Raw genomic sequence first — 14,184 nt, 5'->3', positions numbered from 1 at the left:
GGGACTGCATTAGCCCCTGTTACATTTTATATATTATTTCAATTTGCCACGAAGAACCATTGGTAAAATTCCGCCATGACGGTAATAGTCAATTTCTACTTCAGAGTCAAAACGTGCAAGTGCTTCAAAAGTGAAGCTTGAGCCGTCTTCACGGACAGCTGTTACTTTTACAAGGTCTCTTGGCGCTACCTCTTCACCGATTTCCACTTGCAAGCTTTCTGAGCCTGTTAAGCCAAGCGTTTCTGCGTCTTCGCCTGGTTGGAACTGAAGTGGTAAAACACCCATCATGACAAGGTTAGAACGATGAATCCGTTCATAGCTTTTCGCGATAACTGTTTTAATTCCTAGCAAGTTCGTTCCTTTGGCAGCCCAGTCACGAGAGGATCCCATTCCGTAATCATCGCCAGCAAGAATGACTAAACCAGTATTATTTTCGATATATTTTCTAGAAGCATCATAAATTGACATCACTTCACCTGTTGGCCAGTAAGTCGTATAGCCACCTTCTGTACCTGGTGCAATTTGATTTTTGATACGGATATTCGCAAATGTCCCGCGCATCATCACATCATGATGACCACGACGAGAACCGTATGAGTTGAAATCACGAATTGCTACGCCTTCTTCTTGAAGGAATTTCCCGGCTGGCGTATCTTTGCCGATTGCTCCGGCTGGTGAAATATGGTCGGTTGTAACGGAGTCACCAAATTTACCGATAACGCGAAGTCCGGATAAGCTTTCTACTTTGCCAGCTTCTTTTGCTAAATTGTCAAAGAATGGCGGATTGGCAATATACGTAGAATTTTCATCCCATTTGTATAGAGCATCCTCGGTTGTTTCAATCGCGTTCCAAGCTTCATTTTCATCAAAAACATGGGCATATTGTTCACGGAAAAGTTCTGGCGTTACGGTTTCTTCAACAAGTGCCTTCACTTCTTCTGAACTTGGCCAAATATCGTCTAAGAAGACTTCTTCGCCGTTATTACCGCGTCCAATTGGTTCAGTTAGCATATCAACATTTGTTGTTCCAGCAAGCGCGTAGGCAACGACAAGTGGTGGTGAAGCTAAGAAGTTTGCTTTCACAAGTGCATGAATACGGCCTTCAAAGTTACGGTTACCACTTAATACAGCGGAAACGAGCAAATCGCTATCTTGAATAGCTTCTTCAATTTCTTCTTTTAATGGACCTGAGTTACCGATACATGTCGTACAACCATAACCAACTAAGTCAAAGCCTAGTTTTTCTAAATATGGAAGTAAGCCAGCTTTTTCCAAGTAGCCTGTTACAACTTTGGAACCAGGAGCTAAGGAGGTTTTCACGAATTTTGGTACTTCTAAGCCTTTTTCGACTGCTTTTTTAGCGACTAAACCGGCGCTTAGCATGACATATGGGTTAGATGTATTGGTACAACTAGTGATAGCCGCGATTGCAACTGAACCAGTTTTCATAGTGGATTGATCGCCATTGCCAAATGTAACGGTTACTTCTTTGTCTAAGGCTGATTTATCTAGTCCAAATCCTTGGTTCCCTGCTTTTGCAGTAATCGATTCACGGAATGTTTCTTTCATTTTCGAAAGTGGAATCAAATCTTGTGGACGTTTTGGTCCTGCTAAGTTTGGTTCGATGGCAGAAAGATCGATTTCCACTGTTTGCGTGTAGTTTGGTTCTACTTTTTCTGGTGTGAAGAATAAATCGTTCGCTTCTAAATATGCTTCTACTAGTTCGATTTGTTCTTTGTCACGGCCAGTTAGTTTTAAGTAGTTAAGCGCTTCTTTGTCGACTGGGAAAAAGCCACAAGTTGCGCCGTATTCTGGAGCCATATTCGCAACGGTTGCGCGGTCAGCAAGTGGCAGTGTCGCAACACCAGGACCATAAAATTCAACAAATTTCCCTACTACTTTTTGTTCCCGTAAAACTTGAGTTACTTTTAGTGCGAAATCGGTTGCTGTAGCTCCGTTTGGCAAAGCTCCGATTAATTTTACGCCAATAACTTCTGGAATTGGGAAGTAAGAAGGTTGACCGAGCATGCCGGCTTCTGCTTCGATACCACCAACGCCCCAACCTAAAACGCCAATACCGTTGATCATTGTTGTATGGCTATCTGTTCCGACAAGGGAATCTGGGAACGCTACAAATTCGCCGTCTGCTACTTCATTCGCAATTACGACGTTTGCTAAATACTCTAAGTTAACTTGGTGAACAATACCTGTTGCAGGTGGAACGGCACGATAGTTATCAAATGCTTTTTGCGCCCAATTTAAAAACTGATAACGCTCCATGTTGCGTTTGAATTCAAGTTCCATGTTGATTTTAAGTGCTTCTGGATTCGCATAGCTATCAACTTGTACTGAGTGATCGACAACTAAATCAACTGGAATTTCTGGATTGATTTTTTCTGGATCGCCGCCAAGATCTGCCATAGCTTTACGTAAAGAAGCTAAATCAACGACTGCTGGAACGCCTGTGAAATCTTGTAGAATAACGCGCGCTGGTTTGAATGGCACTTCGCCTTCATTGCCATCTTTTGACCAGTGGGCTAAGTCTTCCACGTGTGAATCCTTAATGACGCGACCATCTGCTTGTCTTAATACAGATTCCAGCAAAACACGTACAGAATAAGGTAATTTCTCGATGTTTGTAAGCTTGTCCTCTTCTAAGGTTTTAAGTTTGTAATAATGATACGTTTTGTCGTTCAGTTGAAATGATGCTTTTGATTTTTCTTTCCAATTAGTCATCCACGTTTCCTCCTTCAATTCTTGAAACGATTGGTCTCTCTCATCTATTGTACTTAAAAACAAGCGATAAGTAAACAAAGAGAATCTGCTATAATTCAATAACTTTTTCTTATAACCAAAAAATGAATGACAACGAGTGCCATTCATCTGTGCTTTATTAAACTAAATTGGTTAATGCTTGTTCTAGCGAGCCATATGATTCGAGTTTGGAAATGTTTGATCCAACTTGAATCGTGCGCTGCGCAAAGCTTGGTTGCATGCCGGAAAGTATTGGTACTAAGCCGATTAGTTTAAAAGATTGAATCATATCTTCCATGTGCTTGGTTGCAAAATCATCTTTTAATACCGCGCTAGAAAAATCAATCACGATCGTGTCTAAATTTAGCTTATCCGCAGATTCTACCGCTTTTTCTTTCATAAAATAGCCTCTATCATCATCTAAACTGCCGACAATTGGCAAGACGCCGATAGAATTAGTGATTGGAATAATCCGCGTCGATAATTGAATGATTTCCTTTCGCTGAGCAGCAACTTGATTTCGATTTTCTTGCATAAATCCTTCTAACAGCTGTTGTTGTATCGATGCCAAGATATCTTTTATTTCTAACATAAACTGAATAATATCTGCATCTGTATAAAAAACGTCTTCGGTTTCTTTCCATTTGAGTAAGCTAGTAATGATAAATTTATCAATTTCACTCATATGTTGATGGATTTTTCTAATATCGGTTTTATCATTGAAGCGTCTTTTACCGATGTTTTCAAAATCGCGCTCTTTCACGCCGGTAATGACATCGATAATCATGCCGCATGACGCTGTACTTAGCGAACGAATAGATACTTCATCCTCGCCGCCACTAAGTCTTAATTTATATTCGTCCGTATTAATATAATAATTTTCATAAAACATATTAACTAAAATCGAACGACGCTCCACTAAAAATTGCTTAATCTGCATAAACTTCTCCTTTTTCACCGATATTATCTCGCAAAAATTAAGATGTTATCTGCATGTAAATTTTCAACCATTTTATTTATTTGTTCTTCTGTTAAGTCAAAGTCTTCTAGTAATTTTTTGACAGATTTATCATCTGTTTTAGAGAACCATTTGGCAAAAGGACCAGCTGCGTATAAAGCGCCGTATTTAGGATTGTAGGCTTGTGGAATCACAATAGCGCCACTTAGGGATTGCAGAATTCCAGAAATAATACCGAATGCTTCTTCATTAACAGGGCGCTCGATTTCGATGTTTTCTTTTTCTGCTAATGTTTCTAGGTTTTTATTGTGTTTTGATTTAGCTAGAACAGAAATGTCTTCTTTTTCGTAGCCCTCACTTACTAATTTGTCGATAATTTCCTCTGCTGCCGCGACATTTTGAACTGCGAATACTTCCCACTTTTTCATTATTCGTCATCCCTTCCATTATCCAATTGTAGTATTTGTTTAATTTCTTCTGTGCTTAATTTACCTAGCATTTGTTCCCCAGGCTGAATAAGTTCATCCACTAGTGCTTGTTTTTTCTTTTGTAAATCAAAAATTCGTTCTTCAATCGTTCCTTTAGTAATCATTCGGAACACTTGGACGACACGTTTTTGACCGATTCGGTGCGCCCGTCCTGTAGCTTGTTCTTCTACAGCCGGATTCCACCATAAGTCATATAAAATCACGGTGTCTGCCCCAACAAGGTTGAGCCCGGTTCCTCCAGCTTTTAGCGAGATTAAGAAAATATCATTCTCTCCTTCGTTAAAGGCATTGACCATATCTAGTCTTGTTTTCGATGGTGTTTTGCCATCCATATAGAAAAGTGTTTGTCCATCTTCTTCTAGTTTCTGGCGGATAATCGAAAGCATACCCGTAAACTGGGAGAAAATCAGAATCCGTTTACCGTTTTCTCTTGCTGTCTGTATTGTATCAAATAACTGTAGTAATTTACCAGATTCACCTTGATAATTTTCCACAAACAGGCTTGGATCGCAACAAATTTGTCGTAAACGAGTTAATCCCGCGAGCAATTTGATTCGTTCTTCCCCGGCATTACCATTGCTCGCTTCTAAATCAGCTTGGATTTTTTCTAAATAAGCTAAGTAAATGGTTTTTTGTTCATCGGTCAATTCAGAATACAAGTTTGTTTCGATTTTGTCGGGTAGTTCTTTGACTACATCTTGTTTTAATCTGCGCAACAAGAACGGTCGAATCATTTTGGCGATATTGTCGTAAGGAATTTCTTTGAATTTGCGTAACGATGGGAAAAATCCTGGCATTAATGTTTGGAAAATCGCCCATAATTCATCGATGCTATTTTCAAGTGGCGTTCCGCTGAGTGCAAAAACATGATTTCGTTTCAGGGCGCGCACAGCTTGTGAAGCTTTCGTATGGTAGTTCTTGATAGCTTGCGATTCGTCGATAATAACACTCGAAAAGGCTACATCCGCGAAATGCACAATATCTTGGCGTAATGATGGATAAGAAATCAAGTACACATGGCCCCGCTTCATCTCTTCCATTTCGGCCATCCGTGATTGTTTCGTCCCGTGTAAAACGGTCACCGGAATAGCTGGCGCAAATTTTTCTAATTCGCTTTGCCAGTTGTATAGCAGTGAGGCAGGTGTAATAATTAAGACTGGTTTTAAGTTTGGATTATCTTCTAGCTCAGATGCCAAAAAGCTAATCGTTTGCACCGTTTTCCCAAGTCCCATATCATCCGCCAAAATTCCGCCTAGATTATATTTCGCAAGTGATTTCATCCATTCAAAACCAGTTAGCTGATAATCGCGCAACTCTGCTTTTAAACCTTTTGGTAAAGTAAAGCTGTCTTCGGATTGGGTCGTAATATCTGTTAATAGTTCACGGAACGAACGGCTGAACTTATGATGTTCGTCCTGCGTTCCTGCTCCTAAAATATCATAAATTTGCATCCCACGATAAAGTGGCACTTGCATATTTGCTTGGACATCTTTTTTACGTACTTCGAGCATTTGGAGTACGTCTTCCATTTGTTTATAGTTCTCTGATTCGAGTGATAAGAAACGACCACTTTTAAGGCGGTGATAGCTTCGTTTTTCACGCAACGATTCGAGGACATTTTGGACTTCCTCTTCCGGAATCCCTTTGAAATCAAATGAAACAGAAAGATAATCGTTATCGCCAGAAACATCCAGCGTCGTCACTGGGCGGACATTCTCTTCGACCATTTCTTCTAAGCCGTCTTCCATGTAAATCTCCGCGTACTCAGCAAGTTTTGGAATGGTTCGATAGTAAAATTGATACAAATCCTTTTCTTGTTTATTAACGACCATTTTTGTTCCGGAAAAATGAACGGGTGCGCTTTCGAGAATATTCATTACGCGGGCTTCTTTTTCGACATCACGAATCATGATTTTTTCATTTTCTTCTTCGGTTGTCGCAAATGGATCAAATAATTGGCTGCCATAATGATATTCCAGACGTAACGTATGCTCACCATATTCGAGGGCAATAAATAATTTGCAATCAAGCGGTTGCTGCGTAATCCGGTCTTCAATCGAATCATCCAGTTTTAATTTCCCACTTTTCTGTAGAGCTGGTAGAACATAGGAAATGACTTCGCTGAGTTGCGATTCAGAAAACTGGACTATTTCATTTTTTGTTACTTTATGAAATTCGATTAATGGCTTTAAAGATTCCCATACTTCTTTGGCTGGAATGAAGAAAGTACCGTCAAAGAATAGTAATTGGTAAGCTTCGAAAAAGATTGCTTGCTGCAAGTCTTCCAATTCTAATTGATATTTATCATCCGCGCTTTTTTTGAGTTCAAAAATGAAATCAAGGTTGTCGTGACGCACGTTGATACCGCGGTATTTAATATCTTCCACGCGTTCTTTCATAATAATGCACGTCGTATCGCGTTCAGTGAGAAGTTCTAGTAACTCACTCGCCATGCTCGGTGGAATGGTGAGGTTTTTCTCTTCGGCGTAAGATTTAGACCAATAGAAAGAATCCGTATCATACATTTTGGCAATTTCACTGATTTGCAGTAGTTTATCAAGAATTTGTTTGTCTTCTTCCGCAAAGAAATGCTCATTTGGATCATAAGCGAAATTCTTGGTAAATACGAGCCACTGTCGATCGCGAATTGCGGCTAAAAATGTATTCATGTTTTTGACAACATAGGTCCGATCAGTCCCTACTTTCACTTCAATCGTCATAATATAACTCGCATCATCCGGTTTTAAGCGAATAATATATTGAGTTTGAAGTGGCGTTTTATTCGTATTATCCTCTTCCACTTCAAATTGTTGCGCCATATTTTGTTGAAAAAGGGAAAGAAGCGTATTTGATTCTTGCGTGAGAATTCGATTTTTAAAATCTTGTTTGGCTGCTTTTTGTTTTTCTTTTTCCATTTTTAAATGCGTGGCGTAGATATGTTTGCAAATCGCGTTCAACTGAAAATCGGCGCAGCTACACGCATAATTTTCATTACCAGCATCTTCCACGACATTTTGATCAATAAAATACGTTGAAAAATGGTCTGATGCATCCTTTTCACGAAACTGAATAATTTCTCCGTCTTCCATCAGTTTCTTTCCAGCCTGCTTCACACTATATGGAATCATTTTATTTTGAATTGCGGTAAAGTGCTCCATTACTTTCTTCCTCCCAAAAACCGTCCATTACTCTAAACTACTATTATATAGGAAAAGACGAGGGACGGCAACGCATGCGGTCTTTTAGCTACTAGTGGTAATAAATTTAGTGGTACTTCCGTGATTTGTCGCCGTTACTTCGAGCCTTGCTGAAATTCGTTCTTTTAGTTCTGGCACATGGGAAATGATTCCAACTAGGCGCCCATTTTCTTGTGTTTCAAGTAAACATTCCACCGCAGCTTCGAGTGATTCTGGGTCTAGTGTGCCGAATCCTTCATCAATAAACATCGTTTCCAGCGAAATCCCGCCCGCCATTTCTTGGACTACTTCTGCAAGTGATAAAGCAAGCGCTAGCGATGTTTTAAAGCTTTCTCCCCCCGAAAGTGTTTTTACGTGGCGTGTTAGTCCGGTGTATTCGTCAAAAACTTCAAGTTCTAAGCCACTTTGGACGTTTCCTTTTGCTTTTTCCGTTTTTCGTTGTAGTTCAAAACGTCCGCTCGTCATTTTCGATAAACGGTGATTTGCTCGGTGAATGATGGTATCTAAGAACATGGCTAAAATGTAGCGTTCAAAGGTTAGGCGGCGGGCATTTTTCCCACGGGCTGCGTCTGCGAGTAACCCGATATCCGCATAGTTTGCTTCGGCTTTTTCGACGGATTGAATACTATTTTGATAGTTTTCAATCAGTTCTTTACGTTTAGTCACAAATTCGCGTTGCTTGATTGTATTTTCTTCTGATTGACCGAGTTGTTGTTGTTTTTCGCGCATTACGAATTCTAGTTGTTCGATATTCGGCTTTTGTTTATCTTTAAGTTTCTCTGTTAAATCCGCTTGACGCGAGATGGCTAAATGACGTTTTCGTTCAAAGTCGGCCAGTTGTTCTTCTTGGCTCTTTAGTTCTTCGGCGGACATTAGTGCTTGTTTATAGACATCATAGGACGAAAAATCATTTTGTTTCATCGCTGTTTTAAAAATTTCGCGTTGTTCTTGTAATGCTTCTTGTGCGCTCAAAATGGTTTTTTGCGCGGATTCTAAGGTCGATTCTAGTTGGGTTGTTGCTTTTTCGGCTTGTCTAAATGCCGCATCAACTCGCTCGGCCTGCTCAATGTGTGTTTGAATACTGGTGTTTAATTCGTTTTTCTTATGCTCAAAAACGGCTTTATCTCGTAAATCTGCTGGGATAGATTGTTCTAAATAGTTTAATTTCCCGGCAGCTAGTTGGACTTGCTGATGTAAGTTTTCTACTTGCACGGCAATATTATTTTTTTCTATTTCTGCTTTATTTTGGTTAATTTTTAATGTTTCCAGTGTCGCTTGAATAGTTTCTTTTTGCGCTACTTTGGCTTGCAGTGTTTCTATTTGTGCTGTTAGATTTTTTGCTTGTTGGATGTTTTCAGCTAATGTTTGTTCGACTTCGGCTAAATTCACATCAGCAATTTCAGCCCATTCATTTAGTTGCCATTCGAATTGGCTAATGGATTTTTCAGCTGAATGAATCGCTTGTTGTTTTTCGTTTAGTTTTGCACTGGCTACTTCAAGTGTTTCGAGATTGGCAGATTCCCCAAATTTCGCGAGTTCTGGATGTGACACCGAGCCACAGACCGGGCAAGCATCGCCGTCATGCAAATGCAGCGCAAGTGTGGCTGCTTGTTCTTGTTGTCGTTTTAGTTCTTCGCGTTTAATGGTTGTTTCTATTTCAGTCTTCTCAGTTAGCAGCTCGGCTAGCGTTTGTTCTTCTACTTGCTTCTGCTTGTCCCAACCGGCCATTTTCACCCGCTTATTAACTAATTCTTGATTTTTTTCGATGCTTGTTTCGATTGTTGTTCGCTCATTAATTGCTTCTAAATTGGCGAGTTCTGCTTGATTTACTTCTGCTAACTTCGCTTCCATCACCTGCATTTCTGCAATGATTTCTTGCTCACTTTTCACCACTTTTTCTAAATGACTGGTTGCTTCTTTCCAGTCCAGTTCAGCGCGTCTTTTTTGGATGGTCACCGCTTCTAGTTCAATAATTTTCGGTTCCATTTCTTCCAGTTGAAACAGCGTACGTTTGTTAGCCTCAAGTTCAGCTTCTTTTTCTGCCAGCGTTTCTTTTTGTTTTTTGGCATGTGAAAATTGACTTGCTACCCGCTCCGCCTCGATCGCCACTTGTTTTTCGTTTTTTTCTGCCGCTTCCAATTGTTCTTTCAAACGAATACAAAGGGCATCTTGAGAACGCAAATTACTCGCTCTTTTCGCCGCTTCTATCCGCACTTCTATCGCTTGATAAAAATCCTTTTCTGTTTCCAATTTAGCTACTTCTGCTGTATATGCATCTAAATTTTGCCAATCAAGCAATTGTTCTTTCGCAAGCGTAACTTTTTCGACAGCCTCACTGGTTTGTTTGCGAATAACGCTCAATTCTGTTTCTAATTCTACTAAAATCGCTTGTTCTCTCTGCATTGCTTCGGTTTGCAAAACACTGATTTCACTCGTCGTCTTCCCAGCTACCTCAACACCCGGTAAACTTAGTTCCGCAAGCTCTGCCACTTTTTTGCGCGCTTCTACAACTAAAATCTCTGCTTCTTTTTGTTTTTCCCATAGTAAATTTTCGACTTTTTCATAGTAAACAGTATGCGCTAACCGTTGTAAAATCACTTCTTTTTCTTTACTATCTGATACGAGTAATTCTCTAAATTCTCCTTGTGGAATCATCAAAATTTGTCTAAACTGATCCACATTAAGTTGAATTAATTCTTCCATTTTTGTATTTACATCGCGAACCGAACTCGCCAGTAGCTTCATTTCGTCGCCAATCAACTCATACAATTCTGCTTTTTGCGGCGAGGTAGTCGTTCCGTTCCCGCGTTGTTTCGCAATTTCTTGCTGTGGAATCCGGCTAATTTGGTAAATCTTATCTTTCAATCTAAAAACAAGCGTTACTTCGGTTACCTCTTTGTCGGTCGCAAAATGACTACGCATTGAAAAACTTTCCCGATCAAACGTATTAGCTTTTCCAAAAATCGCAAAGCTAATCGCATCAAAAATGGTCGATTTCCCCGCACCAGTTTTACCAGAAATCACAAAAATTTGTTCCGTTCCCAGTTTTTCAAAGTCAATCACTTCTTTTTTTGCATAAGCTCCAAAAGCTTGCATCGTTAATTTAATCGGTCTCATTCAGCATCCTCCTTCCTTGCTTGTTCGAAAACGTCCGCTAACTTTTGTTTTTGCGTTTCCGTTAATTCTGTTCCATTTACATGTTCAAAAAATTGCCCAAATAACTCCAAATCATCTTTTTTCATAATTTCTTCAAAGCTATCTTGCGTTTCTTTTAAGGTCTGTTTTTTACGTTCTAAATGTAAAATGTTTGGATAAAATTGGCGCAGTTTCCCCATTGGGTCAATCAAAGCACCTTCATCCATTAAATTAACTTGGAAGAAATCATCGGGATTTTCTACTAAGTTTTCCGTCAGTTCCGCGAGGGTTCCAGAAATAATCCGCATATCATGTTTTGGCGTTAGAAAGCGTTCTGTCACACTAACTAGCTCTTTGCCTTCCATTTCCACAATCCGGACGCTTTTATGATCATTTGCTTCTGAAAAAGAATATTTCAAAGGCGAACCACTGTAAAAAATAGATGGATGGCGAATCGCATGCGGGTGGTGCAAATGACCAAGCGCGGTATAAGTAAAACCGTCAAAACAATTTGTCGAAACACGATCGACATTCCCAATCGCTAGTTGACGCTCGGAATCACTCGGAATTCCGCCAGAAACGAACGCATGTCCAACCAAAATCTGCGCCTTACTTGGATCCCATTTAGAACGAATTTGTTTCGTCACGGCTTGCATAGCGTCTTCAAAACTACGAATGGAATTATCCGCAAAAACCTCCCGAATAATTGCTGGTTCATGATATGGTACAAGCCAAACTTCCGCATCCATAAAAGGAATTCCTTCAAACTCCGAAGTACATTTCCCTTTCATATATAACTTGCTACTTTCATACCACTGACTACCAAACGCAAGTCGCTCAGCACTATCATGGTTTCCGCTAATCGCAAAAATCGGAATACCAAGTTCGACATTCCATTTCACTAAAATATCATTTAATACTTTCACCGCATCAGCAGGCGGCACAGCGCGGTCATATAAGTCTCCCGCCAAAATAAGTGCATCTACTTGCTCTTCCTCGGCAATCTTCGTTATTTGCGCCAAAATGTACTTTTGTTCCGCAAGCATCGACATGCCAGATACAATTTTCCCTAAATGCAAATCGGCTGTATGTAAAAATTTCATTGGTTTCCTCTTTTCTTTTTCCCGGAGATTATTTATTTTTAATGCAAAACTCGTCAATTTTAAGTATACTAGATATAGTTTAAAAAAATAACTAGCAATACTGGGAGTGAAGAAGTTGTTTTATCATTTCGCAAAAAACCTCGTTCATTTTATTTTAATTATTATTGGTGGACGATTTCAAGTACAAAACAAAGACAAAATCATTGAAGCGCCTTATGTGGTTGTTTCCACGCATACGTCATGGATTGAAATTCTATACCTCGGTTTCGCCCTATCGCCAACACCAGTGCATTATATGGCCAAACAAGAGCTATTCAAAGGTAAATTCCTTAACTGGCTAATGACACACCTTAACGCCTTTCCAGTCAACCGTGATAACCCGGGACCAAGCGCCATTAAAGCGCCAATCCGGATGCTAAAAGCTGGCAAAGTAGTTGGGATTTTCCCGAGTGGTACACGAAAAACAACCAACCTTCATTTAAAACGCGGTGCTGTAACAATCGCTCATAAAGCAAAAGTTCCTATGCTACCCGCTGTTTATGATGGACCAAAAACATTTGGAGAAATTTTAAAACGTAAAAAGATTATTATTCGTTTTGGCGATCCGGTACTATTCAATGATACCGAACTTGACCAAAAAGAGCTACTAGAAGTTAAATCTCAAGAACTAATGAACACTTTCGAACAGCTTCAAAACGAAATTAATCAAACAAAAAACAAATAAAAAAAGACAGTTTCTTTTTAGAAACTGTCTCAGACTGTAAGGAAAGTAAAATTTATTTTCTTTACAGTCTTTTTTTTAGGGCATCTATTTGTTTTTGCACAGCTATTATAATTTCAGGATTATTTCCCCACATATCTAAAAAATCAGAATCTGGTTCAATCATTAACGTTAATAAATTAATTAGTTTCTCGACTATTTTATCTAAATCAGCATAGTAGTCAACTGGCCAAATATACGATTTCCCAAGTGTTTCTACTATATATGAAACCGCTCTAATTCGATCATAATCATATTCATTATTTTCAACTTCTTCTACAGTCTGGATGATAAAATCGATATCCACATGTTTCATAAACTCCCCAAACCAATCTGCCGCTTCATCACTATCCCAAGGCTCAGAACCCCAAGCGCCCATTGCAATTCACCTCTATATTACTTTATTTCACCTATTAAGTAGCATTTCTTAAACAAAAAAACCGAAATAAAAGGGCTTTTAACTGAAAAATAGCAAGCAAATGTTATATCGCATTTTTATGGCAATACACATTATGTTTTACTTTTATCTTTTCAATTGATAGTCTTTTATTTCGGTTTCTTTATTATCAGGAAGCTGTATCAGTTGTGATGCTTGAAGGATTAAGTCCTGCATCTTTTAATACGCTAGCAATTGCTTCGTCCGCTTTTGCCATTGCTTCGTCTGCTTTAGTTGTATCACGACCACTAGCTTTAAGTGCGTCTGCTTCTAATTTATAAGCATCACTTAATTGTTTCACAGCTGCTTTGAAATCATCTGTGTATTTACCAAGGTCAGGTGTTTTTTCGCTAGCAAGTGCTTCAGATACTTTTAGTGCTGATTCACTAGCTGGTTTTGCAAGAGCTGCAAGGTCTGCTTCAGCTGGTTTAGGATCTGCGCCAACTGCTCCTACATAAGCGTTGTAATCGCCATTGTTTTCATTAATAACGTTTACTAAGTCCATGTAATAATTTAATACGTTGTCTTTATCGCTTGTTGTTTCTTTGCTTGTGTCTTCTTTTTTGTCTGAACTACTAGAACCAGAACATGCCGCAAGTGACAATCCTAATGCTAAAGTTAAAACAACTAATAACCATTTTTTCAAGATGATGTCCTCCTTTTTTTCAAGCCAAACTCGGAAGCCCTTTTGTAACTGGCCGCGTCAGTCTCGGATATGCTTCACCCATCCGGCAAGTTAACATTACTCACGATGTAACATTATTCATTATAAGCTATTCATATGGAATAATTCAAGCTGTTTTGGAAAATGCTTTCACTATTATTCATACTCTCCGCTTACTTCTATTTTACTAAGCTCTTTTTCGGTATTTTTATATTGGAAATACATCACAATTCGCCACGGTACAATCATTGCAAACGCCATTATCCAGAACATTCCAGACAACTCGCCTACTTCTAAACTACCACTAATCCAGTACTTAATAAAAATCCGAATCAGTAGTAATCCCATCAAAATAACTGGAAAAGCTTTTGTGCGTTTAATAAATACGTACTTATGACGAACTTCGAATTTCGTTGTCCAAATTAAAATAACCGAAAACACAAGCCCCATTGCAATAGCTTCTAAAATATCTACCCACGACACACGGAAAAAAGGAATAACAAACATAAGAGCGCCTGTTGACATCATAATTGGCGGTATGATAATCCCTTTCACACTTGCTGGACGCGTCGATGCTTTCATTCGAATCATGATTATTCCAGCCCCAAAAACAAGTGTAATGATAATTGAAATGATTAATGACACTTTTAATTCCCCCTACTAATCTGCTGTAACACTTCGCTCCTCAT

Annotated in this window: 10 protein-coding genes; 1 reads left to right on the top strand and 9 read right to left on the bottom strand. The window is 39.2% G+C overall.

Translation table 11 applies throughout. From position 1 onward, the window contains the following. Positions 1-33: 33 nt before the first annotated feature. The 6 genes from acnA to HCJ55_RS05645 form a co-directional block, all read right to left on the bottom strand. Positions 34-2,736: an aconitate hydratase AcnA gene (gene acnA / locus HCJ55_RS05670; RefSeq protein WP_185502342.1), complete on the bottom strand. Its 2,703-nt coding sequence runs from the start codon at positions 2,734-2,736 to the stop codon at positions 34-36. 157 nt (positions 2,737-2,893) lie between these two features. After that, positions 2,894-3,694, bottom strand: coding sequence for an STAS domain-containing protein (locus tag HCJ55_RS05665; protein WP_185517405.1), 801 nt, complete (start codon positions 3,692-3,694; stop codon positions 2,894-2,896). A 23-nt stretch (positions 3,695-3,717) separates the two neighbouring features. Beyond that, the gene (locus tag HCJ55_RS05660; protein ID WP_008948005.1) at positions 3,718-4,140 is read right to left on the bottom strand and encodes a general stress protein; all 423 of its coding nucleotides are present in this window, start codon (positions 4,138-4,140) and stop codon (positions 3,718-3,720) included. Continuing rightward, positions 4,140-7,358 carry a DEAD/DEAH box helicase gene (locus HCJ55_RS05655; protein WP_185517403.1) on the bottom strand — a complete coding sequence of 1,073 codons (3,219 nt, stop codon included), beginning with the start codon at positions 7,356-7,358 and terminating at the stop codon, positions 4,140-4,142. The genes HCJ55_RS05660 and HCJ55_RS05655 overlap by 1 nt, the downstream gene beginning before the upstream one ends. Positions 7,359-7,442: 84 nt before the next feature. Beyond that, complete coding sequence (locus HCJ55_RS05650; protein ID WP_185517401.1) at positions 7,443-10,514, bottom strand: AAA family ATPase; 3,072 nt, start codon at positions 10,512-10,514, stop codon at positions 7,443-7,445. After that, on the bottom strand, positions 10,511-11,635 hold the full coding sequence (locus HCJ55_RS05645; protein WP_185506967.1) for an exonuclease SbcCD subunit D: 1,125 nt from the start codon (positions 11,633-11,635) through the stop codon (positions 10,511-10,513). The genes HCJ55_RS05650 and HCJ55_RS05645 overlap by 4 nt, the downstream gene beginning before the upstream one ends. 115 nt (positions 11,636-11,750) lie before the next feature. Here HCJ55_RS05645 and HCJ55_RS05640 point away from each other — a divergent pair, with 115 nt between their 5' ends. Then, positions 11,751-12,359 carry a lysophospholipid acyltransferase family protein gene (locus HCJ55_RS05640; protein ID WP_008948009.1) on the top strand — a complete coding sequence of 203 codons (609 nt, stop codon included), beginning with the start codon at positions 11,751-11,753 and terminating at the stop codon, positions 12,357-12,359. 61 nt (positions 12,360-12,420) lie between these two features. Here HCJ55_RS05640 and HCJ55_RS05635 read toward each other — a convergent pair whose 3' ends face one another. The 3 genes from HCJ55_RS05635 to HCJ55_RS05625 all read right to left on the bottom strand — a co-directional run bounded on the left by HCJ55_RS05635 (position 12,421) and on the right by HCJ55_RS05625 (position 14,140). Further along, positions 12,421-12,774, bottom strand: a complete 354-nt coding sequence (locus HCJ55_RS05635; protein ID WP_008948010.1) for a DUF4259 domain-containing protein — start codon at positions 12,772-12,774, stop codon at positions 12,421-12,423. A 187-nt stretch (positions 12,775-12,961) separates the two neighbouring features. Further along, positions 12,962-13,477, bottom strand: coding sequence for a hypothetical protein (locus HCJ55_RS05630; protein ID WP_185481487.1), 516 nt, complete (start codon positions 13,475-13,477; stop codon positions 12,962-12,964). A 174-nt stretch (positions 13,478-13,651) separates the two neighbouring features. Beyond that, positions 13,652-14,140 (bottom strand): CcdC family protein, encoded by a 489-nt coding sequence (locus HCJ55_RS05625; RefSeq protein ID WP_185517399.1) that lies wholly within the window; start codon positions 14,138-14,140, stop codon positions 13,652-13,654. Positions 14,141-14,184: the final 44 nt, after the last annotated feature.

The sequence above is a fragment of the Listeria marthii genome (genome assembly GCF_014227425.1).
In the GTDB taxonomy this organism is placed as follows: domain Bacteria; phylum Bacillota; class Bacilli; order Lactobacillales; family Listeriaceae; genus Listeria; species Listeria marthii.
This window is presented reverse-complemented; position numbering and strand designations above follow the sequence as displayed.